Origin of the sequence: Bacillus sp. FSL K6-0138 (genome assembly GCF_037982765.1) — a bacterium.
Classification (GTDB): domain Bacteria; phylum Bacillota; class Bacilli; order Bacillales; family Bacillaceae; genus Bacillus; species Bacillus glycinifermentans.
On record NZ_CP150286.1, the window covers coordinates 2,018,232 to 2,042,078 of the forward strand.

Genomic DNA, 23,847 nt, shown 5'->3' on the forward strand with positions numbered 1-23,847 from the left:
GGGAGTTTTTTTGCGGAAATCGGACAATTGATGTTCATAACTGTAAGACAAGCGCATAAACTTGTACAAACCACAGGCAAGGACGTGAGAAAATGCGCTTTCTAAAACGAGCTGCAGCAGTGTTCATCACGTTTTCTCTTTTTTTCTCTTCGCATCAAAACAGTAAAGCAGAGCCCTTCATCGATGTCAGCGCAAAAAGCGCGATTATCATCGACGGGAACTCCGGAAGGGTGCTATTTGCAAAGGATGAGCATACAAAACGGCGCATTGCCAGCATCACGAAAATCATGACAGCCATTTTAGCGATAGAGTCGGGAAAAATGGAGGAGACGGTAACGGTCAGTGACAGAGCGGTCCGGACTGAAGGGTCTTCCATCTATTTAACAAGCGGGCAAAAGGTAAAGCTCAAAGACCTCGTATACGGTTTGATGCTGAGGTCCGGAAACGATGCGGCCGTTGCGATCGCCGAGCATGTCGGCGGAAGCCTGGAAGGTTTCGTCTATATGATGAATCAAAAAGCGGCAGACCTCGGCATGGAAAACACCGTTTTTCATAACCCGCACGGACTTGATGACCATAAAGATCATTATTCAACCGCTTACGATATGGCGCTTTTAACGAAATACGCGATGACGAATAAGACGTATCGGAAGATCGCAGGCACGAAACGGTATAAAGCGGAAACGATGCAAGGCATCTGGAAAAACAAAAATAAGCTCCTGACCGGTCTTTACCGGTACAGCACCGGAGGCAAGACGGGCTATACAAAGCTTGCGAAACGGACGCTCGTATCAACCTCATCCAAAGACGGAACAGATCTGATCGCCGTCACGATAAACGCACCGGACGATTGGAACGATCACATCGCGATGTTCAACTATGTGCACGATCATTATAAAACCTATGTACTCGCCAAAAAAGGCGACATCCCCGAACTGAAGGATACGTTTTACGGAACGAAAGCATTCATTAAAAGGGATGTTACATATTTGTTGAATGATGATGAAAAAGAAGACGTGAAGATCGAGACAAAGCTTCTTGAGCCGAAAAAGAAGTGGTGGAAAGACAAACGGGCGATTCCGGACATCGTCGGCGAAATGAATGTGCAGCTGGGCGGAGAAACGATCGCAAAACTGCCGGTTTATTACGAAAACGAGCGGAACAAAAAACCGAAAAAATCGTTTATGGAAACCTTTCAATCCGTATTTAAAAAAGTCGCAGGCGGTCCGTCATGGTCAATATAATCTGGGTAGCCTTAACCGTTATCGGCCTTGTTTTCGCGCTTATAAACGGAACGGTTCAGGAAGTCAATGAGGCCGTCTTCAAAGGGGCTAAAGAGGCGGTCACGATCGCGATCGGACTGATGAGCGTCTTGGTATTTTGGCTGGGGCTGATGAAAATAGCCGAACAAGCGGGGCTTCTCGAAAAATTCAGCCGCATGTGCCGGCCGTTCATCTCGAAGCTGTTTCCGGAGATTCCCCCGGATCATCCGGCGATGGGGTACATTTTATCGAATTTAATGGCCAATTTTTTCGGGTTGGGAAACGCGGCGACGCCGCTCGGCATTAAAGCGATGGAACAGATGAAATCGCTGAATCAAAACCGGTCTGAGGCAAGCCGCTCGATGATTACGTTTTTAGCGGTGAATACTTCAAGCATCACCCTCATTCCGACGACGGTGATCGCCGTAAGAATGACGTATGACGCAAAAGCGCCGACAGATATCGTCGGTCCGACGATTTTAGCCACGCTCATTTCAGGAATCTTCGCCATCATCATCGACAGGTATTTTTATTATCGAAGAAACAAAAAGGGGTGAGCATTTGGAGTTCATCAATTGGCTTTCTTTAGCCCTTATTCCGTTTATCATCGCCTCGATTCTTTTATATGGCACGTGGAAAAAAGTCCCTACGTATGAGGCCTTTGTCGAAGGGGGAAAAGAAGGAATCCAAATCGCGTTTTCCATCATCCCGTACCTGGTCGGAATGCTCGTTGCGATCACGGTCTTCCGGGCTTCCGGAGCGCTCGATTTTTTTATGGATCTCTTAAAGCCCGTTTTTTCAGCCATCGGAATTCCGACGGAGGTCGTGCCGCTTGCTTTAATCCGGCCGATATCGGGGACGGCCGCTCTTGGCATGACGACCGATTTAATCGCTGTCCACGGACCGGACTCTTTTATCGGCCGGCTTGCTTCCGTGATGCAGGGATCGACGGATACGACCCTGTACGTCCTGACCGTCTATTTCGGAGCGGTTGGAATCAAAAAAATGGGGGATGCTTTAAAGGTGGGACTGCTTGCCGATTTAGCGGGGATCATCGCATCCATCATCATCGTGACGCTGCTGTTTGGAAGCGCCTGAAAAAGGGCGCTTTTTTTTCTTTGTTAAAACCGTTTTACTTTTTGCGTAAGAAAGGATACATTTAAGTGCGGAAGCTGTGCTTTTTAAGACATGCTGCCTGCACAAAAGGCATGCTTGTTTGTTCGTTTGGAAAAAAGTAAGATAATACATGAGGTGAAAGATATGGAACGACTTCAAAAAGTAATCGCTCACGCCGGAATTGCGTCGAGAAGAAAAGCGGAAGAGCTGATAAAAGAAGGAAGAGTGACCGTCAATGGCAAAACGGTCAGAGAGCTCGGCACCAAAGTGACAAGCTCAGACCGCATTGAAGTGAACGGAATCCAGCTGGAAAGCGAAGAACCCGTTTATTTTCTCTTTTATAAGCCGAGAGGCGTGATTTCAGCGGTCAAAGATGATAAAGGCCGGAAAGTGGTAACCGACTTTTTTCAAGAGATCCCGCAGCGCATCTATCCGATCGGGCGTCTTGATTATGATACGAGCGGACTGCTCCTTTTAACGAATGACGGCGAATTCGCCAACAAGCTCATGCATCCGAAATATGAGATCGATAAAACGTATGTGGCAAAACTAAAAGGAATTCCCGCAAAAGAACACTTAAAAAAACTGGAGCGCGGCATCCGGCTTGAAGAAGGCAAAACCGCTCCTGCAAAGGTCAAGCTGCTGTCCATCGACAAGAAAAAACAGACAAGCATCGTCCAGATCACGATTCATGAGGGGCGAAACCGCCAAGTCCGCAGGATGTTTGATGCGATCGGCCATGAAGTGCTGAAGCTGAAAAGGGAAGAATATGCTTTTTTAAACCTGCAAGGCTTAAAAACGGGAGAAAAGAGAGAGCTGACGCCTCATGAAGTGAAACGGCTCAGAGCAATGGCGGAGCACGGGAAACACGCTTTCTAAATTTTCACACAACCTTCAAAAAAGGAAAAATGTGTGTCAGTTTAGAGGTGCTATAATAGTACTGAGTGTCTAAATGAGGGGGCGGATTATGAAAAAAAAGCGTTTTTACATTCGGACAGTCATCCTTCTTGTGCTGCTGGCTGCGCTTGGCTATACGCTATACAGCGCTGTATTCGATGATAAAGAGAGCGTAGCGGCAGGAGAGAAGGCTCCCAACTTTTCGCTTGAGGATGTTAACGGCAACCGTCTGAAACTGAGTGATCTCAAAGGCAAAGGGGTGTTTTTAAACTTCTGGGGAACATGGTGCGAGCCGTGCAAAAAAGAATTTCCATATATGGCGAACCAATATAAGGAGTTCAAAGATCAAGGAGTTGAAATCGTCGCAGTAAACGTCGGGGAATCAAATCTGGCCGTCCGTAACTTTATGAACGATTACGGGGTCAATTTTCCGGTCGTCCTTGATAAAGACAGGCAGGTTTTGGATGCTTATGATGTCACGCCGCTTCCGACTACATTTTTGATCAATCCGGACGGAAAGATCCTAAAGGTTGTGACAGGCACTATGACAGAGAGCATGATCCATGATTATATGAATATGATAAAACCTGAGAGGTCTTCATGATGAAAGAAATCAAATGCGAGTGCGGGCATGTGAATCCGCTTGGGACCGTTTTGTGCGAATCGTGCGGAAAGCCGCTGCAAAAGCAGGATGCAAAATTGCTGGACATGCGGTATGACGGGAGCGCGAGACGCTCACAAACGTATAACAAAACGATCGTCGATAAAATCTGGAACTTCTTTTCGTCTGTAAAGGTAGGCGTCTGGCTGATCGTCATTACCTTGACGGCATCGGCTTTCGGAACGATTTTTCCGCAGGAGATATTTTTGCCGCCGGGAGCGCAGGCTGATACATATTATAAGGAACAATACGGACTGATTGGACAAATCTATTATACTCTAGGATTTCATAATCTATACGGTTCCTGGTGGTTTATTATTCTGGTCGCCTCAATCGGCGTATCATTGGTCATCTGCAGCCTTGACCGGGTTGTCCCGTTATACAGGGCCCTGAAAAATCAGGGGGTCACCCGAAACCCGAACTTTATGGAGAGACAGAGGCTGTTCAGCCGGACGGAAACGGAGCTTTCCGAAAAAGTCAGAACGGACATCATCGAGAAATTGAAAAAAAAGCGCTACTGGGTAAAAGAGGAAAACGGCAATCTGTTTGCCGAAAAAGGCCGCTTTTCGAGATGGGGGCCATACGTCAATCATATCGGGCTGATCATTTTCCTCATCGGCGTCATGCTCCGCTTTGTTCCGGGCATGTACGTTGACGAAAATCTCTGGATCAGAGAAGGGGAAACCGCTCCGATCCCTGGAACAGACGGGCAGTATTATTTGAAAAGCAACAAGTTTACGAAGGAAATGTACAACAGCGAAAATGAGAAAAAGGTATTTTCAGAGGCTATCAACAAAGCGGGAGACGGGATGGTCGCCAAATCGTATCAAACCGATGTCGAGCTGTATGAAAGAAAAGACAGCAGTCTGCCCGGCGAATCGCCAAAGTTAAAAAAGGTGAAAAACGGCAAAATCAAAGTCAATGAGCCGCTGAAATTCGGTTCTTATGCACTTTATCAGCTCACCTACAAAGAAGGCGAGCTTAGCAAAATGGTGTTTCAGCTGATCGAAAAAGACACGGGGAAATCGTTCGGGAAGGTGTCAATCGATCTGTTCGAACCGAAGCAGGACTATGATCTTGGCAACGGTTACAAAGTGCATCTGGCAAGCTATCTTCCGGACTTTTATTTCAATAAAGACGGAGAGCCGAGCACGAAAACGAGAAACCCGAACAATCCGGCTTTTGTTTTCCAGATCAGCGCTCCTGACAAGCCCGGCGGGGAGAAAAGCTTTGTGGCGATTCAGGAGACGATAGAAGGATCTAAAGACAACAAATATAAAATGAAATTTGACCATGTAGAAACAAAGAACCTGTCGGGTCTGACGGTCAGAAAAGATTTGACGCTGTGGGTATTGATGGTCGGCGGCGCAATCTTTATGATCGGGGTCATTCAAGGAATGTACTGGCACCACAGGCGGATTTGGCTGCGTTCGATAGACGGGGATGTGCTCGTCGCCGGCCACACGAACAAAAACTGGTACGGACTGAAAAAAGATCTGCAGGCCGTACTGGCCGATACGGGAATATCCGAACCGGCTGATCAAAAAGAACTGTTCAAAGAAGAAAATAAACGGCCAGCATAGGGAGGGGTTTTCATGGCAGAGCTCAGCGGGAATTTATTGTACGCGGCATTTCTTTTGTATCTGGCTGCAGTCTTCTTTTTTGGGGGCTCGATCAGAAGCAAAACATCCGCGCCGAAAAAAAAGAATCGATGGGCGTCGATCGCCGTCTTGATTACGATCTCAGGATTTGTATGCCAACTCGGTTATTTTATCGCGAGATGGATCGTGTCCGGTCATGCGCCGGTCAGCAATCTCTTTGAATTTACAACAGCTTTCAGCATGATGCTCGTTTTGGCGTTCATCATCATCTATTTTATTTACAAGTTATCAGCTTTAGGGTTGTTTACGCTCCCTGTCGTGCTGCTTTTAATCGCATACGCCAGCATGTTCCCGACCGATATTACACCGCTGATTCCGTCCTTGCAAAGCAGGTGGCTGTACATTCACGTAACGACGGCAGCGCTTGGTCAGGCGATTCTTGCGGTCAGTTTTGTCGCAGGCGTCATTTTTCTGCTCAAGCATGTGGATCAGTCGAATCCCGGCAGAAAAACGTTCTGGCTCGAATTCGTAATGTTTATGCTTGTTGCCACCCTGGCGTTTATCCTTGTGACAAGTGCATTCAGAATCGGCGGCTATGAGGCAAAGTTTAAGTGGATAAACAAAGAGAATGTAGAAGAAACGATGGTCTATGAGCTTCCGCCGCTTATCGGACCGAACAAAGGCGAGCTGTTGACAGAGGGGAAAATGGAGCCGATCGTCAATGTTCCGCCGATATTTTCCGGCAGGAAATTAAATACCGTCCTCTGGTCGTTTGCTGTAGGAATCTTGCTTTACGGCGCCATCAGACTGATCGCGAGAAAACGGATCAGCGCGCTCCTTCAGCCGCTGGTGAAAAACGTCAACCTTGATCTCGTCGATGAAATCGGCTATCGGTCGGTATCGATCGGCTTTCCGGTTTTCACGTTGGGCGCGCTCATTTTTGCGATGATTTGGGCGCAGATTGCCTGGACCAGATTCTGGGGCTGGGACCCGAAGGAAGTATGGGCGCTCATTACCTTTCTGTTTTATGCCGCCTATCTGCATCTCAGGCTTTCAAGAGGATGGCACGGAGAAAAATCAGCCTGGCTCGCTGTCATCGGTTTTGCCATCATTATGTTTAATCTTATTTTTGTAAACCTTGTGATCGCAGGTCTGCATTCCTACGCATGATCCCTCGTGTTAAGGAGGTTCGGGATCATCCTTGAACCTCCGGTATTTTTAGGCGTTCAAACGTTGGAAAGCAAATCTCACTTGGATTACAGCAGCTTTTCTACTAAAATGAATGTAAGAAGATTCAATTTCGGGAGGTTTACCGATGGAACAGACAAAAGAGACAAAAATATTAGTAGTAGATGATGAGGCAAGAATCAGACGTCTATTAAAAATGTATCTCGAAAGGGAAAACTACAAAATTGAAGAAGCCGAGAACGGAGATGAAGCCATCGATAAAGCTCTTGGCCAGCATTACGACTTGATCTTGCTTGATTTGATGATGCCGGGTACGGACGGCATTGAAGTATGCCGTCAAATTCGCGATAAAAAAGCAACGCCGATCATCATGCTGACGGCGAAAGGGGAAGAAGCCAACCGGGTGCAGGGCTTTGAAGTCGGAACGGATGACTATATCGTGAAACCGTTCAGCCCGCGGGAAGTCGTGCTGAGGGTTAAAGCGCTTCTTAGGAGATCATCGCAAACCTCTTATCTCAATACGGATACGACGGCAAAAAATGTGCTTGTTTTTAACCATCTGTCAATTGATCATGACGCCCACCGGGTCATGGCGGACGGAACCGAAGTCAGCCTGACGCCTAAGGAATACGAGCTTCTCTACTTTTTGGCGAAAACGCCTGACAAAGTATACGATCGGGAAAAGCTGCTGAAGGAAGTTTGGCAGTACGAGTTTTTCGGGGATTTAAGAACGGTAGATACTCATGTCAAACGTTTACGTGAAAAGCTGAACAAAGTCTCTCCGAAAGCGGCCAAAAAAATCGTGACGGTCTGGGGTGTCGGTTACAAATTTGAGGTCGGAAACGAATGAAGTTTTGGAAAAGCGTCGTTGGTAAACTATGGTTTACCATCCTTCTCTTAGTCTCATTAGTTCTGATTATTTTAACCTTTTTTCTGCTTGAATTTATCGAAAACTATCATGTCCAGGAAGCCGAGGCGGATTTGACGAAGCTCGCCAACAAAGTGGCTGTCATTATTGAAAACCATGACGATCAGAAAGTCGCCAGATCGATCACCTGGGAGCTTGCTGACGAGATGACAGCGATCGCCATCATTAAAAACGAGAACGAATATTGGTATTCGCCGAATCAGGATAAAAAGCTGTCTTCCATTACGCTGAAGGAGATCAAAGGCGACCCTGATTTAAGCCGCGCGCTCGCCAATCATGAAAAGGTGCAAAAAAGGCTGTCCTTGAAAAACCAGAAGAACGACCAGCTGATCGTCGGCGTGCCTTATGGAAAAGGGAAGGGTGAAGGGATGGTGTTTCTTTCCCAGTCGCTTCTCGCGGTCAAGGATACGACAGAACATACGACAAGATATGTTCTCTTTGCCGCTGCGATCGCCATCGTGTTAACGACGTTCTTCGCTTTCTTCCTGTCAAGCCGGGTCACCTATCCGCTCAGAAAAATGCGGGAAGGCGCTCAGGACCTGGCAAAAGGAAAATTTGATACGAAAATCCCGATCTTAACACAGGATGAAATCGGGGAACTGGCCATCGCTTTTAACCAGATGGGACGTCAGCTTAAATTCCACATTACGGCTTTGAATCAGGAAAAAGAACAATTGTCAAATATTTTAAGCAGTATGGCTGACGGGGTCATCACCATCAACATCGACGGAACGATCCTTGTTACAAACCCTCCTGCCGAACGGTTTTTGCAGGCATGGTATTATGAGCAGCACATGAATGTAAAGGAGGGGGATGAACTTCCTCCTGAAGCGCGGGAGCTGTTCCAAAACACCGTCAGCACGGAAAAAGAGCAAATGATCGAAATGACGCTGCAGGGAAGAACGTGGGTGCTGTTAATGAGCCCGCTCTACAATCAGTCCCATGTGCGCGGAGCGGTTGCCGTTCTGCGGGACATGACCGAGGAAAGGCGGCTCGATAAGCTGAGAAAAGACTTTATCGCCAACGTCAGCCACGAATTGAGGACGCCGATCTCAATGCTCCAAGGATACAGCGAAGCGATCGTCGATGATATTGCGAGTTCCGAGGAAGAGAAAAAGGAAATTGCCCAGGTCATTTATGACGAATCGCTGAGGATGGGGAGGCTTGTCAACGATCTGCTCGACCTCGCAAGAATGGAAGCAGGGCATATTTCATTAAACGTTGAAAACGTGGATCTCAGGGAGTTTTTCGAAAGGGTGTTCAGAAAGTTTTACGGCGTAGCCGCAGAAAAAGAGATCAGCCTTACCCATCACCTGGATTTGCACGAAGCCAAATTCATGTTTGATCCGGATAAAATGGAGCAGGTGCTGACCAATTTAATTGATAACGCCATCCGTCACACCAATCCAAACGGGAACGTCCACGTTGATGTCCAATCCGTCGAAAGCGGCTTGAAAGTCGCCGTGAAAGACTCGGGCAGCGGCATTCCCGAGGAAGATCTGCCGTTTATTTTCGAGCGTTTTTATAAAGCGGATAAAGCGAGAACGAGAGGAAAAGGCGGAACAGGCCTCGGACTTGCCATCGTCAAAAATATTGTCGATGCCCATAACGGTTCGATCACCGTCCACAGCAAGCTGAACGAAGGCACGGCATTTACGTTCTACATTCCAAGAAAAAAGAAAGATGCTGGCCAAATTTGACGAAGAATATTGTTCCATAAGAAACAGAGAGCACCTGTTCATCCAGAACAGGTGCTCAGTCATTCGGAAGCAAACCATGCAATTTGATGGAAAAGTAACTTCCCCATAATGGACGTATAGAACCTAGGTTGAGAGTTAGAACCAGGAAGCAGCATGTTAGTCATCAAAAGCATAAATGCCTGTTTGTTAACTCGGGCGGAAAAACATTTAATCTAGCAATACTGAATGCAGGGGAATTGTTGCAGAGACCGTAGATGTCCAACAGTTTCCGGCGGAAAGAATATAGGAAAGTACTTGGAGAATTGTTCGGATAAACGAAGCAAAAACATATGCCGGTGGGGTCACTAATGAATTTATCATAGTGAAGACGGTCATGAAACTAAAATAATAAATATCTAACAAATTTAAATTGTTGAGTAATGAGCTGTAATATATACATAAGAGATATCTAGATAAATATAAAGCATGAGACAGGGAATGATGATTTTTTGTGGATAAAATCAGAATACTGCTTATTGAAGATGATGAACCGATTGCCCTGCCTTCATAAGGGATTAACAAACTATTAAGAGATTTTAACTGCATTAGAAAAAAACGTAAAAACGAACTTGACGCTGGACAACATGATCGATATCAAAGCTCTTATAAAGAAGCTGCTAAGGATATTAAACAATTCGAAATTGAAGGTGAAGATAAAAAAATTGATGGCTTATGGTTCCATGTTGTAACCGACGAAAAGAGAAAGGAGATCTCGAAAAAGCTTCGCCGGCAATTGAACTTAAAATCATAGCACGATGAAAATCAGTCAATCCCAGGAAGAATTAACCTTATTTGCTGTCAAGATCAACAACGCCGTCCGCAAGAACAAAAGCCTAATTGAAGGGCGGTTGTAATCGTTGGCACCTGTTCATTTAGAGCAGGTGCTTTTATAATGTGGTATAGTTAAATTTTAGTTTAACTTTAGGGAAATTCCCTTCCCATTTTCATATTTTCGTAATATAGTTGTAATAGTTGTAATGTAACTTTTTATGATTGACAAACGACAATAAATTGAACGGAGGGGTTTCAAGTGGAAGAAACCTTTCAGAAAATATATGATACATATCACCAAGATTTATTTCAGTTTTTATTTTATATGGTAAAAGACAAAAGCCAGGCTGAAGATTTAGTCCAGGAAGTCTATATCCGCGTTCTGCATTCGTATGAAACATTTGAAGGCAGAAGCAGCGAAAAAACATGGCTTCTTTCAATCGCAAGGCATGTCGCCATCGATTGGTTCAGAAAACAGCAGACGATCCGCCAGCGGATCATGGGGACGTTTGACTGGGAGAAGCAGGATGTAAAAGACCGGCAACCCTTGCCTGAGGACATTTTGATGCAGAATGAAAATCTTAATGAAATCTTTAAAGCGCTTGATAAATGTACATTGGATCAACGATCTGTCATCGTGCTTCGGTTTATTCAAGGGTATTCGATTGCAGAAACAGCCCAAGCTTTACATTTTTCTGAAAGCAAGGTGAAAACGACTCAGCATCGCGGTCTGAAGGTACTTCGCAAACAGATGGAGCTTTTGAAGGAGGAGCAAAGGAATGAAGAAGTCAGAATGGAACGAAGAACGGCTAAAGATGTTACTAAGCCAACTTCCAACGGTTAAGGATGATCGTTCACCGTATCAAATCTATCAAAAGCTGCTTCACGCACAGCCGAAAAAAACTCCCTCAAAAAAACGGTTCGGGGCATTTGCTGCATCAGTTTGCGTTCTCTTTCTTCTTATGCTGATAACTCCTCAATTGGTTGACCAGACAAAGCAAAACGGTGAAAATCCTGACATTGCTTCCGGCAGCCAAAGCAAAGTGGAAGCTAAGCATAAGGAAACGAAGACGGCTGCCGACCGGTCTGAACCCGCAAATACATATGTCGTTCCAAGCGATCAAAAAGACAACTATATCACCTTTGCATTTCCCGATGATTCGAAGTCGGTCGTCGTGCCGGTCAGCATTAGGAAAAAAGCCGGCATGAAGACGGTTGAAGACGCGCTCAACGAATACGCCCGGCTTGATGCCGATCAGTTTGAGCCATTGGACACATCTTATTTTCAACATGTGACATTCAGTGAGCAAACGGAAAGCCACTCGGTCACCCTGCAAGTGAATAAGGACATTTCTGGAATCTCCACGGACGATTTCGAGCTGATGAAAGAAGTGATTAATGAAACCTTTAAATGGGGTTCCTGCGACACTGTTCAGTTTGTCTCAAACGGCGAACCGGGCGTTACTATTGATTCATACGGACTTCTTATGGATCTGTCAATCGAGCAGAAGACCAAAAGGGGCTATTTCCTATATGAAGATTCTGACGGTGAGCAGTTTCTTGTGCCGTCACGCGAATCGTATCAAAGTATAAATGAAGCGATCAGCCAGATGCAGCACGGAGAAAGCGGCTCTCATATCAAATCCATTTTATCGGGCGACCGTGCGATTCAGGCTGTTGAAGAAAACGGAAAAGAGCTGATCATTCGTTTTTCACCGTCTGCGGACATTCAAAATCAATCCGATGATATTTTAATGCTGGAAGGCCTGCTCCTGACGGCAAAAGATTTCGGCTATACAAAAGTAAAATTTACGAATGCGAACACCGATAAGATCGGCAGCTATGATTTGACAAAATCGATTCCCGTTCCGTACGCGCCGAACCCGATTACGATAAAAGGCTGAAAAAGAGACTCTGATGAGGAGTCTCTTTTTTGATGAATAAAATGTATAAAATACCGTCATTTGGAATTATACTAAGCTGTCGTAAAAGAAAGCTAAAACAGCCGGCACCATCAGAGGAGGATTCAGAACACTTGAAACCGTTCAGATACCTATTTTGCGTATTACTGATCACATGGCCTTGCATCGCGGTTCCGTCTGCATCGGCAACTAAAAGCAGTTGGACCGAACCGATTAAAGGGGAAATAACGGATAAGTTCGGCACAAGGGGCGGCAAACACAAGGGACTCGACATCGCGGCTCCTGAGGGAGAAATGGTGGTAGCTGCCGCAGATGGAACCGTAAGTAAATCGTATGCATCGAACTCATACGGCCAAGTCATTTTCATCAAACATGACAACGGGTATGAAACCGTCTATGCCCATTTGAACAAACGGCTAAAGAAAAAGGGTGACCGCGTGAAAAAAGGAGAGGAAATCGGAATCATCGGAAATACCGGAATATCGACGGGAACGCATCTTCACTTTGAAATCCATCAAGGCGCTTGGACTGAGAATAAGAAAAACGCGATTAACCCGCTGACCGTATACAGCGAGGAGGCGTTCCGTCCGAGTTCGGTTCATGTAAATAAAGGAAGCGCTGAGACAAAAAGCGAGATCACCGTTCGTAAAGGGGACACGCTATGGAAGATCAGCCGGGAAAACGGGTTATCCGTCGAGAAAATGATGGAGATGAACGGCCTTGCAAACCCGAATATTTACGCCGGTCAGACGTTGCGTCTCGACGAAAGCCGGGAAAAGCAGCGCACTTATATTGTTCAAAAAGGTGATACGCTTTACCGCATTGCCGAAAAAATGGGCGTGACCGCCGGAGCAATTCAAGAGTGGAACGGACTGAAAGGGGAGACCATCTACCCGCAGCAGCCGCTCCTTATCAGGGTGGACCGTTCGTCGTAAAAAAACGGAACCCTGATTGCTTCAGGGCTCCGCCGGCTGCTACGGCAGGTCGATGACCTTAACCGAAACGATATCGTCGATGTTTTTCAGTTCGTTTAAAATATCGTCTTCAAGATGGCGGTCGAATGAAAGCATCATGATCGCTTCGCCGCCTTTTTCTTTCCGTCCCACCTGCATTGTCGCAATATTGATGTTATGATCGCCGAGAATCCGGCCGACATGACCGATCATCCCCGGCTTATCCTGATGATGAATGTAGACAAGGTGACCGTTTGGATAGAAATCGATATCAAATCCGTTTAAAGCGACGATGCGTCCGCCAAAGTGCGGAATGTACGTTGCAGTTAAAGCAAACGTCGAACGATCGCCTGTTACTTTAACTGAAATGCAATTTTCATAACCGGATTCATTGGAAGAAATCTTTTCGCTGAAGCTGATGCCGCGCTCTTTCGCGACGGTTCCGGCGTTGACCTCATTGACCGTTGCAGCAACGCGCGGTTTCAGGAATCCGGCCAAAAGGCTTTTTGTAATAAATGATGTTTCTAGCTTTGCAATGGATCCTTCATAATGGATGGCCACATCTTTCACAGGCTCATTCATGCATTGGGATACAAGGTTTCCGATCGTATTGGCAAATTGATGGTACGGCTGGATCTTTTGGAAAGAGTCCTTTGTCATGGCCGGAAGGTTGATCGCTGACATTACAGGGTTTCCTTGCGCATACTGCAGAACTTCTTCCGATACTTGCGCCGCTACATTCAGCTGGGCTTCTTTTGTCGAAGCTCCCAGATGCGGAGTGGCAATCACGTTCGGGTGATCGATCAATTTGGAATCCACAGGAGGCTCGACTTCAAAAACGTCAAGCGCCGCCCCTCTGACATGGCCGCTTTCAAGCGCTTCAAGAAGGGCCGCTTCATCGATGATCCCGCCTCTTGCGCAGTTGACGAGACGGACGCCTTTTTTCGTTTTTGCGATCGTTTCCTTGTTTAAGAGGCCTTTCGTTTCTTTCGTCAGCGGTGTGTGAACTGTGATGATATCCGCGCAGGCGAGCACCTCTTCAAAGCTGTTGGCATTGACTCCGAGTTTGTCCGCTCTTTCCTGGGTCAGAAACGGATCATATACGTGGACCGTCATTCCGAACGCTTTGGCGCGGCTCGCAATTTCGCTTCCGATCCGTCCCATTCCGACGATGCCGAGCGTTTTTCCGTAAAGCTCTGACCCGACAAAAGCTGAACGGTTCCATTCGCGCGATTTGACGGAGATGTTCGCCTGCGGAATATGCCTCATTAGTGCAGAGAACATTGCAAATGTATGTTCCGCCGTTGAGATGGTGTTTCCGTTTGGCGCGTTCACCACAATTACGCCGTGCTTCGTCGCTTCGTCAATGTCAATGTTGTCAACGCCTACTCCCGCTCTCGCGACGATTTTCAATGAGGTCATCTTTTTAAACAGCTCTTCCGTTACCTTTGTTGCGCTTCTTACCAGAAGAGCATCAAAGGTATGCAGCTCGTCTTCCGCTTCCGCGACATTTTTTTGAACAATTTCAATAAAATCTGCTTCCATTAATGGTGCAAGTCCATCGCTTGACATTTTATCTGAGACCAATACTCGAAACATGTAAGATTTCCTCCTAAATAAACGTCATAAATATCTGATAATTTACCATATTACGAGAATGGTGTCAATGAGTTTCAAGTGTAAAAGACGAAAATTAAAAATGAAAAAAGTGTGAATGTGCGGATTTTAGACGGTGTGCGGGTAATGCATTCTGCTGATGAAAGAGACTTGAGCTTTCATCTGTACATTTCTTCACAACTACACTATAATAATATCGAAAATAAAATTTAATATGATCAATCTTCGGGGCAGGGTGAAATTCCCTACCGGCGGTGATGAGTTTTTTGCTCTAAGCCCGCGAGCCTTTATGAGGCAGGATTCGGTGAGATTCCGAAGCCGACAGTATAGTCTGGATGGGAGAAGATGGAGGTTCCTGCGTTTTGAAATACATATTTCGAAACGTTTATTTGACCTGTCTGTAAACGGCCCCGCTTTTGCAAAAAGCGGGTTTTTTGTTTGTGGACGGGGGCTAGAACCATTCCTCTTTTCGTGAGATGTGATCGAAAAGGAGAAAGAGACAAATGAAGCACAACAGAGTAAGACGTCTAGTGTCCATCAGTATGCTGAGCAGTATTGCATTCGTATTAATGATGCTGAGCTTTCCGATTTTGGGGGCGTATCCGTATTTAAAAATCGATTTCAGCGATATCCCGGCATTGCTTGCTGTCATATTATACGGCCCTGGCGCCGGAATTGCCGTTGAGGCGATTAAAAACGTGCTGAACTACTTCATTGCGGGAAGCGCATCAGGCGTACCGATCGATCAGACAGCGAACTTTGTCGCCGGAACGCTGTTTATACTGCCGGCCGCTTTTATGCTGAAAAAAACGAACTCTGCCAAAGGGTTTGCAGCTGCTCTTGTTCTGGGTACGGTTTTAATGGCCGCCCTGATGAGCATCTTGAATTATGTTCTGTTTATCCCTGCATACACTTGGTTCTTACATGCTCCAGCATTATCAGGGGGCGCACTGAAAACGACGATTATAGCAGGCATTCTGCCGTTTAATCTCATTAAAGGCCTTGTCGTGACATTGGTGTCCACACCGATTTTCCTTCAGCTGAGACCTTGGCTGAAAGAAAATGTACAGGTGGCAAGACAGCATTAATTAATACAACAAAAGCCCGGCATTCGCCGGGCTTTTTCATGAACATATCCGGCCGGAGACACTCTCGCCGGATATTGCTTTTTCTATTCGTGCTTCAGCGGGTCGCCTTCAAACGGCTCATCCGCAACTTTAATCGAGTCAGTAGGACAGCCTTCAAATGCGTCCATCATGTCTTCTTCCAGGACATCAGGCACTTCTACGACGCCTTGGTTGTCATCGAGCGTGACATACGCGATTCCTTCATCATCATAGTCATAAATATCAGGAGCCGCTGCACCGCAAGCGCCGCATGCGATACACGTATCTTTGTCTACAATTGTATATTTTGGCATAAATAAAAAACCTCCCAGATGGTTCTTCGTTGGAACAAATGGTTTTAACCCTCTATCGGTCCGATATGAAACCTATTCCCATTCCTTATTGTAATGGTGTTAATCCTACATTTCAACTTAAAAATATTGAGAATGCTTATCACACAAGGGTTCTACTGCTAACATGCCCCTTTTAGATGACTTTAAACGTCGATTTCTCTGCAAAATCTGTTAAAATAATAAGAAGAAAATATCGAATGTTGTCCTAAAAGAATGTAGGTGATGCTATGTCGGTTCATTTTTTTGACGCCGTTGTGCTGGACATTCTCACATCAATGCGGGGAGAACGGTCGCCGAGCGCCGTATATCATTTATTAAAAGGGAAAAGGTCATCACAGACGATTCAGGACGCCGGTTTATTTGCCGTCTCAAAGTATTTCGGCTTTTGTACGTCCCTTTCCCGAGATCGGTTGAATGGCAGTTTTCAAAAATTGCTGCGGGAATCTTTCATTACCGAAAAACACGAGACGGGCGCTTTTGCCGTCACTGAAAGAGGAGAAAAGGAACTGGAACGCTGCTTCCGCATCCATCCCTGGCCCCGGCATTTTCACGGCGCCTATTATCAGGCGGCTGCAAATATCATGTGGCAAAGGATGTCCCTTTTGATTCAAGTGCTGTCAAACAGACGGTATCGGGAGCGGTTTTATTTGCCGATCACAAAAGATTACCAGATTCAAAATTGGGTCAGGCGGTACTTAAGAAACCGGAATGCCGATGAGTTGGCAGCGCATTTTCATACGGAATTGAAGGAAAAGCTGTCAGCGTTAGATGACGACCGGCAGGCCGCCGTCTTTGTACATTCCCTGACATCGGCTGCCAAGATCGGCTTTACGTGTAAACAGCTTGCGGAAAAGATGCGTGAGGATGAATGGTACATATATGCTCTGTTTTGGGATGTTCTGCACTATTTTATTCAATCCGTTCAAAAGGGTGAAAGCCCGCTTTTTGAAACGCTGATCAAAGACATACCATTTAAAGACGGGCTCACGCAGTCGACAAGGAAAACGCTGTTTCTCATCAAAGAAGGAAAATCGATTGAGCGGATCGCGGAAATCCGAAAATTAAAAACGGCAACGATCGAGGATCACATCGTCGAAATCGCGATTCACGATCCGGCTTTTTCAATTGAAACATACGTGCCGGAAGAGGAACAAAGAATCATTGCAGATTATGCAAAACGCAATCAAACGAATAAAATCAGGCAAATTAAAGAAGGGCTCGGGGGCAGATACAGCTATTTTAAAATCCGTCTCGCCCTGTCGAAAACGGTGACGCGGCATGGATAAGCTTCATGAGGCTCTCCGCCGCCATTTCGGCTACACCTCTTTTAAAAAAGGACAGGAAGAAATCGTGAAAAGCGTGCTTGAAGGGCAGGATACGGTTGCGATGCTTCCGACCGGGGGAGGAAAATCGCTGTGCTACCAGCTTCCCGGGCTATTGACGGACGGAACGGTGTTGATCGTTTCCCCTCTCCTTTCTTTAATGGAAGATCAGGTGCAGCAATTGAAAATGCGGGGAGAGAAAAGGGCGGCTGCCTATAACAGCGCCTTAACCCATCAGGAAAAAGAATACATTTTAAAACAGCTCCACAGGCTTAAATTTCTTTATATATCGCCGGAAGCTCTCCAGTCTGAGCAGATGGTAAGGCGGCTGCAAACGATGAAAATCAGCCTTTTCGTCGTCGACGAAGCCCACTGTATCTCGCAGTGGGGGCATGATTTCAGGCCTGATTATTCGAAGCTCGGAGACATCAAAAAAAAGCTTGATAGCCCCGTCACACTGGCGCTTACAGCGACGGCGACAGAAGAGACGTTAAAGGACATCTCGCGCATGCTCGGGCTGAACGAAGTCCGCTATCTCATTCATTCGGTCGATCGGCCGAACATCGCCCTTCATCTCGAGGAGGTCCAGGATACCGCCGGAAAAAACGAAAGGCTGATTGAACTTGTCCGCAAGCTTCAAGGCCCCGGCCTCGTCTATTGTCCGACAAGAAAATGGGCCGAAGAACTGGCCGGAAAGATCGCCGAAGAGACGAGGATGAGAACGGAGTTTTACCACGGCGGAATGGACGCTGGCGACAGAATGCTGATTCAGCAGCAGTTTATCCGCAATCAGCTTGACATCGTCTGCTGCACAAACGCGTTTGGCATGGGAGTTGATAAGCCTGATGTCAGATATGTGATCCATGTCAACCTTCCGCAAACGATCGAAGCATACATGCAGGAAATCGGGCGCGCGGGCCGGGATGGGAAACAGAGCGTCAGCATCCTGCTGAAGGCTCCGGGAGATAGGGGAATCCAGGAACAGCTCATTCAGACAGAAGCTCTCACCAGACAGACAATCGACTTTTTATACGAAAAACTTGCCGATGTCCGGGACGAACGCGGCGCAAGGGAAAGCCTTGAGCAATCCGGCTTAACGGAAACACAGGCCCGGCATTTCTCCCATTTGTTTTTCAAATTTCGCCATTTGGGGAATAAGGCGAGAGAGCTTATTTATCAGGAAATGGACTTTAGAAGACAGCAAAAACTAAACAAAATGGCAGGCTTCGCGCAGATCACAGAAAGCAAAGGGTGCTTTCGGGAAGGGCTGCTTTCTTATTTTAATGAAACCTTAAGCGCCGGAAAAAGCGGTAACACGGCATGCTGCACGCACTGCGGATTAAATCTTGAAGATTATGAAACTAAAGGAGATCATCCATTTATGAACCAACTAACAGCATGGGAAGAGGAATTGGATACGATATTTGCTGCCAGCCGTGATCGGATATGCTGAAAAAGCAGACGGAAATCATCAGCCGGCTGTCAGACAGGGAAATGTTGAGGCAGCTTTATTTTTCCCAGCTTCTGATGCTTTGTACGGCGGTCTTGACGGGCGTCTTTTTGTTCGATGATATCAATGATTTTTTCTCGCTGTGGAACGTACGCGACATCAGAATTCTCACTTTCGGCGTGCCGCTTGCTGTTTTCGTCATTGCCGTTGACCTTGCAGTGATGAAATGGGTTCCCGAGCATATGTATGACGATGAAGGGATAAATCAAAAGCTTTTTCGAAGCCGTTCATACTTTCATATTGTCGTGCTCACCCTTTTCATCGCGTTCACTGAAGAAATATTGTTCAGAGGGATCGTCCAGACTCATCTCGGCATTTGGGCGGCAAGCATCATTTTTGCGCTTTTGCATTTTCGTTATTTGCGAAAATGGCTGCTCTTTGTCATGGTTGTTCTGATCAGCTTTTTGCTCGGGATCAGTTTTTTAAAGACGGATAATTTATTCGTCCCTGTCACGGCACATTTCCTGATCGATGCTGCAAGTGCGTTTCAGATTCGTTTTCAACACGTAAGGAGGAGATTACATGGCGGAGATGTCGAGGATAGAGAGAAAGAAGATGGAGCGGGAAAAGGCTCAGGCTGAACTTGCCCTAAAAGCGCAAGAAGAGCCGCAATTCCCCGAAGAAGAGCTCCCCTCCAGACAGTCTTATCGTGAAAAAAAGAAAAACGGGAAAAAAAAGAATAAACAAAGGAATCCTTTATTTACCTCGCTTGCAGTCATATTTTTATTCATTCCAATCATCGTCTTCCTGGTGTTCATGTACATGATGAATCAAAGCGATACGAATCCTGACCAATATGACGATGTATTTTATGAAAAATCGAAAGATACAAGCTTTCTAGATGACCAGGCGGCTGATCAACTGGCGGACTCAACAGATCAAGCCGCCGCTCTTCAGGAGGAAAAGGCTGATCAAACAGAGGGAAAAGCTGATGACCAGCCAAAAAAAGAAGCGGCTGAAGAGCGGCCAAAAGACGAGAAAAAAACTGAGGACAAGCCGTCAAAAGTAGAAAAAAAAGTTCATAAACCTGCTGCAGCAGAGAAAAAAGCCGGGGAGAAGACCGCAATAGAAAAGAAAAATGTCGTAAAAGCGCCGGTTCAAAAGGCGCCCGAACCGAAAAAGGTGATTCAGCATACCGTTGGAGAAAAGGAGACCCTTTACAGAATCTCCATGAAATATTATAAAGACCGGTCGGGCGAGGAAAAAATCCGCAGTTATAATCAGTTGTCCGGCAATAACGTGTATGCGGGACAGGTGCTGAAAATTCCTTTTTATTAAGGCTCCCTGCATGAATGCGCCGACCCGTTCATATATATTGTACAAACAAATCGGACAAGGTGTGAGGAATGTGGGAAGCGCGCTTGATCAGCTGGACCGTTTTACCGATGAACCTACAAAGCAAATGCTCCGCGGCTTAATCAAAAGAAAAGAAAAGTATGAAAACTATCGAAAGCAATCGCTTAAGTGGCTCGTGGCAGCCGCGGTTTGCGCCGTATCGTTCTGCCTGTTCGCAGTTGGAAAAGGGCTTGGCCGAAACGGCATCCTTGCCGAATTGCTGAACGATTCCATTTACCTGTTTTGGATATTGGCTGCCGCTTTCGCATACAGTACGGCACATTATTTTAAAAAGAAGGAAGAGAAAGCGGAAGGGGATTTTCATAAACTGAGGTGTGAGATTATTCAGAAAAGCACCGATTTATGGCCCCAGCCCGAGGAATGGAAATCGAGGGAAACGGTCTTTAAAGTGATGAAACAGCACTATGATATCAATTTGTATTTTGAAAGCAAATAAAAAAGGGCTGACGTTTTCTTTTGTGAAGAGAAACGTCTTTTTTTATCAGGCGTCTTATATAAGAAAGAAAACAAGAATGGGGTATTCATATGATCTTTTTCGTCAGTTTCATTTCCGTTGTTTTCGTCTGCTTATCCGCTTTGATCTGGAAAATGTCAGCCATCGCCAAAGAAGACCGTGTAATGCACGCAGGTTTTTCGCTCGGGCGCTTGCGCGGAAAAGATCCGCTTAACGTCTTTTTTATTTCTGACATCCACAGACGCACGGTCAGCAGGGAAATCATTCAAAAGGTGAAGGAGCACGGCGTTCATCTCGTCGTGATTGGAGGAGATCTGGCAGAGCGGGGCGTTCCGTTCGCGAGGATTGAAGAAAATATCAAAAGGCTGACAAGTTTGGGAAAAACGTTTTTTGTGTGGGGAAACAACGATTACGAGATCAATCAGGCAAGGCTTGTTCGCCTGTTCAAAACATACGGTGTGACCGCTTTGCGCAATGAATCGGCTGTTTTCAACCACCGCGGGCAGATCGTGAATGTTTGCGGCGTGGATGACCTCAGGATCGGATTTGCCGACTTGCCGGAGGCGGTGCGGAATATTCATCCCGGCGCTCCGACTCTTTTAGTGTCACACAATCCTGGAATACACCATCAAATACATGAGGAGGACCGGATTGACATCATACTCAGCGGCCATACGCACGGAGGCCAGATTCGCATCGGCCGATTCGGACTATATAAAGAAGGCGGGACGGGAACGATTCATAGGACCCGCTATCTGATCAGCAACGGCTATGGAACGACAAGGCTTCCTTTGAGGCTCGGAGCTAGGCCGGAAACACATCTTATCAAACTGGCTCCAGTGCAGACAGACGGTTGCGGATAGGCGCCGTATCGGCTTTTTTTCCGAAAAGACGGCATAGTGCTTGTCTTCCGCTGAAACACGGTGTAAACTGGTATCAAAATTAAGAACCTATAACTCATCATCTCCATATAATAAGATAAATGATGTGTGCAAGAAGAGGCAGGAGGGAACGTTATGCGGCTTGAGCGTCTAAATTATAATAAGATTAAAATCTTTCTGACACTTGACGATCTGACAGACCGGGGGCTGACTAAAGAAGACCTTTGGAAAGACTCATTTAAAGTTCAGCAGCTGTTTAAAGACATGATGAACGAAGCGAATACAGAGCTCGGGTTTGAAGCAAATGGCCCAATTGCTGTTGAAGTGTATTCTCTTCAAGCACAAGGAATGGTCATCATTGTCACGAAAAACCAGGAAGCGGATGAAGACGATAATGAGTATGATGAGGATTATATAGAAATGCAGGTCAAGCTTGGCGAAAGTGTTGACATTATATATGAATTTCAAACGTTTGAACATCTGATTGAGCTGTCCAAAAATCTCGACAGGATCGGAATCCAGGGCGGTACGGTCTATCATTATGAAGGCCGGTATTTTTTGAGCCTCGATGATTTCGATTCCCATTCCGTTGACGGCGTGATCTCGATTTTGGCCGAGTACGGAAATCCGACGACCTTAACGATCTACAGACTTCAGGAGTACGGGAAGAAAATCATGGACAACAACGCCGTTCAGACCATTCAGACGTACTTTAAATAGTTGGATGTCAAAAGATGTGCTGCTGTGTTAAACAGCAGTTTTTTTTGTCGAAAATAAGAATGTACAAAAATGATTTTTCTCGAATATTTTTTATGAAAACGGGCTGTTTGTCCTTTGCATGATTAGTGCAAGGGTGTATACTATTCTCTGAAAGGACAACATGCCAGAAAGACTTTAGGAGGTTAACTTATCATGGTAGCCGATCAAAACACCGGTCATACTGAGGAAAATGCACACGATGTTTTAAAATCAACGCAAACGGTGATACATAAGGCGCTTGAAAAATTGGGGTATCCAGAAGAAGTGTATGAATTATTAAAAGAACCGATTCGTTTTTTAACGGTTAAAATTCCGGTTCGCATGGATGATGGATCAGTGAAAATTTTTACGGGGTACCGTGCGCAGCACAATGATGCAGTAGGACCGACAAAAGGAGGCATCCGCTTTCATCCGGGAGTCACTGAAAAAGAAGTTAAAGCGCTTTCTATTTGGATGAGTCTGAAATGCGGGATCATTGACCTTCCATATGGAGGCGGAAAGGGCGGGATCATCTGTGATCCGCGGGATATGTCCTTTCCTGAACTTGAACGTTTAAGCAGAGGCTACGTCAGAGCGATCAGCCAAATTGTCGGACCGACAAAAGACGTGCCAGCTCCCGATGTATTTACCAATTCTCAAATTATGGCATGGATGATGGACGAATATTCAAGAATCGACGAATTCAATTCTCCGGGTTTCATTACCGGAAAACCGCTCGTTTTAGGTGGTTCTCACGGCAGAGAATCTGCGACAGCAAAAGGGGTTACGATTTGTATTAAAGAAGCGGCGAAAAAGAAAAACATCGATATTAAAGGGGCTTCTGTCGTTGTGCAGGGGTTCGGAAATGCGGGAAGCTATCTTGCGAAATTTATGCATGACGCAGGTGCAAAAGTTGTCGGCATTTCTGATGCATACGGCGGCTTATATGACCCTGAGGGTCTTGACATCGATTATTTGTTAGACCGCCGCGACAGCTTCGGAACCGTCACAAAGCTCTTCAATGACACGATTACAAATCAGGAGCTGCTTGAACTTGATTGTGACATTTTGGTGCCGGCTGCGATCGAAAACCAGATTACAGAAGAAAACGCGCATAACATAAAAGCGAAAATCGTCGTGGAAGCCGCCAACGGCCCGACGACTCTTGAAGCGACGCAAATTCTTTCTGACCGCGGTATTCTCCTCGTTCCAGATGTGCTGGCAAGCGCCGGCGGTGTAACGGTATCCTACTTCGAATGGGTACAGAACAATCAGGGCTTCTACTGGACTGAGGAAGAAGTCGAAGAAAGACTGGAAAAAATGATGGTCAAATCGTTTAACAACATTTACGAAATGGCGCAAAACCGCAGAATCGACATGAGGCTTGCCGCCTACATGGTGGGCGTCCGCAAAATGGCGGAGGCATCCCGATTCAGAGGCTGGATCTAAGCCCAACCATTTGCAACAACGCA

At 46.1% G+C, this 23,847-nt stretch carries 23 protein-coding genes, 1 pseudogene and 1 riboswitch; of the genes and pseudogenes, 22 read left to right on the forward strand and 2 right to left on the reverse strand.

Annotation, left to right across the window (positions count from 1 at the left end; all coding sequences use genetic code 11):
- Nucleotides 1-92 precede the first annotated feature (92 nt).
- The 13 genes and pseudogenes from MHB78_RS10660 to MHB78_RS10720 all read left to right on the forward strand — a co-directional run bounded on the left by MHB78_RS10660 (nt 93) and on the right by MHB78_RS10720 (nt 13,020).
- Nucleotides 93-1,244 (forward strand): D-alanyl-D-alanine carboxypeptidase family protein, encoded by a 1,152-nt coding sequence (locus MHB78_RS10660; protein WP_046129834.1) that lies wholly within the window; start codon nt 93-95, stop codon nt 1,242-1,244.
- On the forward strand, nt 1,232-1,819 hold the full coding sequence (locus MHB78_RS10665; RefSeq protein WP_046129835.1) for a nucleoside recognition domain-containing protein: 588 nt from the start codon (nt 1,232-1,234) through the stop codon (nt 1,817-1,819). Before MHB78_RS10660 ends, MHB78_RS10665 begins: the two co-directional genes overlap by 13 nt.
- A 4-nt stretch (nt 1,820-1,823) precedes the next feature.
- Nucleotides 1,824-2,360, forward strand: coding sequence for a spore maturation protein (locus tag MHB78_RS10670; protein ID WP_046129836.1), 537 nt, complete (start codon nt 1,824-1,826; stop codon nt 2,358-2,360).
- A gap of 162 nt (nt 2,361-2,522) precedes the next feature.
- The gene (rluB, locus tag MHB78_RS10675) at nt 2,523-3,257 is read left to right on the forward strand and encodes a 23S rRNA pseudouridine(2605) synthase RluB (RefSeq protein ID WP_046129837.1); all 735 of its coding nucleotides are present in this window, start codon (nt 2,523-2,525) and stop codon (nt 3,255-3,257) included.
- A gap of 85 nt (nt 3,258-3,342) precedes the next feature.
- The gene (locus tag MHB78_RS10680) at nt 3,343-3,879 is read left to right on the forward strand and encodes a thiol-disulfide oxidoreductase ResA (protein ID WP_096892169.1); all 537 of its coding nucleotides are present in this window, start codon (nt 3,343-3,345) and stop codon (nt 3,877-3,879) included.
- On the forward strand, nt 3,879-5,519 hold the full coding sequence (locus MHB78_RS10685; protein ID WP_046129839.1) for a cytochrome c biogenesis protein ResB: 1,641 nt from the start codon (nt 3,879-3,881) through the stop codon (nt 5,517-5,519). Before MHB78_RS10680 ends, MHB78_RS10685 begins: the two co-directional genes overlap by 1 nt.
- Nucleotides 5,520-5,531: 12 nt before the next feature.
- Nucleotides 5,532-6,707, forward strand: a complete 1,176-nt coding sequence (gene ccsB / locus MHB78_RS10690) for a c-type cytochrome biogenesis protein CcsB (RefSeq protein ID WP_046129840.1) — start codon at nt 5,532-5,534, stop codon at nt 6,705-6,707.
- A 145-nt stretch (nt 6,708-6,852) separates the two neighbouring features.
- The gene (locus tag MHB78_RS10695; protein ID WP_046129841.1) at nt 6,853-7,575 is read left to right on the forward strand and encodes a response regulator transcription factor; all 723 of its coding nucleotides are present in this window, start codon (nt 6,853-6,855) and stop codon (nt 7,573-7,575) included.
- A complete protein-coding gene (locus tag MHB78_RS10700) occupies nt 7,572-9,353 on the forward strand; it encodes an ATP-binding protein (RefSeq protein WP_046129842.1) in 1,782 nt (593 codons plus the stop codon). Before MHB78_RS10695 ends, MHB78_RS10700 begins: the two co-directional genes overlap by 4 nt.
- 554 nt (nt 9,354-9,907) lie before the next feature.
- A pseudogene (locus MHB78_RS10705) lies at nt 9,908-10,143 on the forward strand (LytR family transcriptional regulator); the annotation flags it as partial.
- Nucleotides 10,144-10,422: 279 nt separating this feature from the next.
- A complete protein-coding gene (gene sigX, locus MHB78_RS10710) occupies nt 10,423-11,007 on the forward strand; it encodes an RNA polymerase sigma factor SigX (protein ID WP_046129843.1) in 585 nt (194 codons plus the stop codon).
- On the forward strand, nt 10,943-12,067 hold the full coding sequence (locus MHB78_RS10715; protein ID WP_046129844.1) for a hypothetical protein: 1,125 nt from the start codon (nt 10,943-10,945) through the stop codon (nt 12,065-12,067). Before sigX ends, MHB78_RS10715 begins: the two co-directional genes overlap by 65 nt.
- A 131-nt stretch (nt 12,068-12,198) precedes the next feature.
- Complete coding sequence (locus tag MHB78_RS10720; protein WP_046129845.1) at nt 12,199-13,020, forward strand: M23 family metallopeptidase; 822 nt, start codon at nt 12,199-12,201, stop codon at nt 13,018-13,020.
- 39 nt (nt 13,021-13,059) lie between these two features.
- On the opposite strand, the gene serA is transcribed toward MHB78_RS10720, so the two are convergent.
- A complete protein-coding gene (serA, locus tag MHB78_RS10725) occupies nt 13,060-14,637 on the reverse strand; it encodes a phosphoglycerate dehydrogenase (protein ID WP_046129846.1) in 1,578 nt (525 codons plus the stop codon).
- Nucleotides 14,638-14,872: 235 nt separating this feature from the next.
- Nucleotides 14,873-15,006, forward strand: a riboswitch (FMN riboswitch).
- 152 nt (nt 15,007-15,158) lie between these two features.
- Between serA and MHB78_RS10730 the strand changes: the two genes are divergently transcribed.
- Nucleotides 15,159-15,743 (forward strand): ECF transporter S component, encoded by a 585-nt coding sequence (locus tag MHB78_RS10730; RefSeq protein ID WP_046129847.1) that lies wholly within the window; start codon nt 15,159-15,161, stop codon nt 15,741-15,743.
- Nucleotides 15,744-15,826: 83 nt separating this feature from the next.
- Here MHB78_RS10730 and MHB78_RS10735 read toward each other — a convergent pair whose 3' ends face one another.
- The gene (locus tag MHB78_RS10735) at nt 15,827-16,075 is read right to left on the reverse strand and encodes a ferredoxin (protein ID WP_046129848.1); all 249 of its coding nucleotides are present in this window, start codon (nt 16,073-16,075) and stop codon (nt 15,827-15,829) included.
- A gap of 266 nt (nt 16,076-16,341) precedes the next feature.
- On the opposite strand from MHB78_RS10735, the gene MHB78_RS10740 reads away from it, so the two are divergent.
- The 8 genes from MHB78_RS10740 (at nt 16,342) to gudB (ending at nt 23,824) form a co-directional block, all read left to right on the forward strand.
- Nucleotides 16,342-17,400: a helix-turn-helix domain-containing protein gene (locus MHB78_RS10740; protein WP_046129849.1), complete on the forward strand. Its 1,059-nt coding sequence runs from the start codon at nt 16,342-16,344 to the stop codon at nt 17,398-17,400.
- Entirely contained in the window at nt 17,393-18,889 is a 1,497-nt protein-coding gene (locus MHB78_RS10745; RefSeq protein WP_046129850.1) for an ATP-dependent DNA helicase RecQ, read from the forward strand. The genes MHB78_RS10740 and MHB78_RS10745 overlap by 8 nt, the downstream gene beginning before the upstream one ends.
- Entirely contained in the window at nt 18,883-19,527 is a 645-nt protein-coding gene (locus tag MHB78_RS10750) for a type II CAAX endopeptidase family protein (RefSeq protein WP_046129851.1), read from the forward strand. Before MHB78_RS10745 ends, MHB78_RS10750 begins: the two co-directional genes overlap by 7 nt.
- The gene (locus MHB78_RS10755; protein WP_046129852.1) at nt 19,469-20,224 is read left to right on the forward strand and encodes a LysM peptidoglycan-binding domain-containing protein; all 756 of its coding nucleotides are present in this window, start codon (nt 19,469-19,471) and stop codon (nt 20,222-20,224) included. The genes MHB78_RS10750 and MHB78_RS10755 overlap by 59 nt, the downstream gene beginning before the upstream one ends.
- 70 nt (nt 20,225-20,294) lie before the next feature.
- Entirely contained in the window at nt 20,295-20,738 is a 444-nt protein-coding gene (locus MHB78_RS10760; RefSeq protein ID WP_231592115.1) for a YpbF family protein, read from the forward strand.
- 89 nt (nt 20,739-20,827) lie between these two features.
- The gene (locus MHB78_RS10765) at nt 20,828-21,619 is read left to right on the forward strand and encodes a metallophosphoesterase (protein WP_046129853.1); all 792 of its coding nucleotides are present in this window, start codon (nt 20,828-20,830) and stop codon (nt 21,617-21,619) included.
- A gap of 153 nt (nt 21,620-21,772) precedes the next feature.
- Entirely contained in the window at nt 21,773-22,357 is a 585-nt protein-coding gene (locus tag MHB78_RS10770; protein ID WP_046129854.1) for a genetic competence negative regulator, read from the forward strand.
- A 192-nt stretch (nt 22,358-22,549) separates the two neighbouring features.
- Complete coding sequence (gene gudB / locus MHB78_RS10775; RefSeq protein WP_046129855.1) at nt 22,550-23,824, forward strand: NAD-specific glutamate dehydrogenase; 1,275 nt, start codon at nt 22,550-22,552, stop codon at nt 23,822-23,824.
- Nucleotides 23,825-23,847: the final 23 nt, after the last annotated feature.

Coding starts and splice junctions, on each gene's coding strand:
- MHB78_RS10660 (WP_046129834.1), top strand. CDS start 93: ATGCGCTTTCTAAAACGAGCTGCAGCAGTGTTCATCACGTTTTCTCTT.
- MHB78_RS10665 (WP_046129835.1), top strand. CDS start 1,232: ATGGTCAATATAATCTGGGTAGCCTTAACCGTTATCGGCCTTGTTTTC.
- rluB (WP_046129837.1), top strand. CDS start 2,523: ATGGAACGACTTCAAAAAGTAATCGCTCACGCCGGAATTGCGTCGAGA.
- MHB78_RS10685 (WP_046129839.1), top strand. CDS start 3,879: ATGAAAGAAATCAAATGCGAGTGCGGGCATGTGAATCCGCTTGGGACC.
- ccsB (WP_046129840.1), top strand. CDS start 5,532: ATGGCAGAGCTCAGCGGGAATTTATTGTACGCGGCATTTCTTTTGTAT.
- MHB78_RS10695 (WP_046129841.1), top strand. CDS start 6,853: ATGGAACAGACAAAAGAGACAAAAATATTAGTAGTAGATGATGAGGCA.
- MHB78_RS10700 (WP_046129842.1), top strand. CDS start 7,572: ATGAAGTTTTGGAAAAGCGTCGTTGGTAAACTATGGTTTACCATCCTT.
- MHB78_RS10715 (WP_046129844.1), top strand. CDS start 10,943: ATGAAGAAGTCAGAATGGAACGAAGAACGGCTAAAGATGTTACTAAGC.
- serA (WP_046129846.1), bottom strand. CDS start 14,637: ATGTTTCGAGTATTGGTCTCAGATAAAATGTCAAGCGATGGACTTGCA.
- MHB78_RS10730 (WP_046129847.1), top strand. CDS start 15,159: ATGAAGCACAACAGAGTAAGACGTCTAGTGTCCATCAGTATGCTGAGC.
- MHB78_RS10735 (WP_046129848.1), bottom strand. CDS start 16,075: ATGCCAAAATATACAATTGTAGACAAAGATACGTGTATCGCATGCGGC.
- MHB78_RS10740 (WP_046129849.1), top strand. CDS start 16,342: ATGTCGGTTCATTTTTTTGACGCCGTTGTGCTGGACATTCTCACATCA.
- MHB78_RS10745 (WP_046129850.1), top strand. CDS start 17,393: ATGGATAAGCTTCATGAGGCTCTCCGCCGCCATTTCGGCTACACCTCT.
- MHB78_RS10750 (WP_046129851.1), top strand. CDS start 18,883: ATGCTGAAAAAGCAGACGGAAATCATCAGCCGGCTGTCAGACAGGGAA.
- MHB78_RS10755 (WP_046129852.1), top strand. CDS start 19,469: ATGGCGGAGATGTCGAGGATAGAGAGAAAGAAGATGGAGCGGGAAAAG.
- MHB78_RS10765 (WP_046129853.1), top strand. CDS start 20,828: ATGATCTTTTTCGTCAGTTTCATTTCCGTTGTTTTCGTCTGCTTATCC.
- MHB78_RS10770 (WP_046129854.1), top strand. CDS start 21,773: ATGCGGCTTGAGCGTCTAAATTATAATAAGATTAAAATCTTTCTGACA.
- gudB (WP_046129855.1), top strand. CDS start 22,550: ATGGTAGCCGATCAAAACACCGGTCATACTGAGGAAAATGCACACGAT.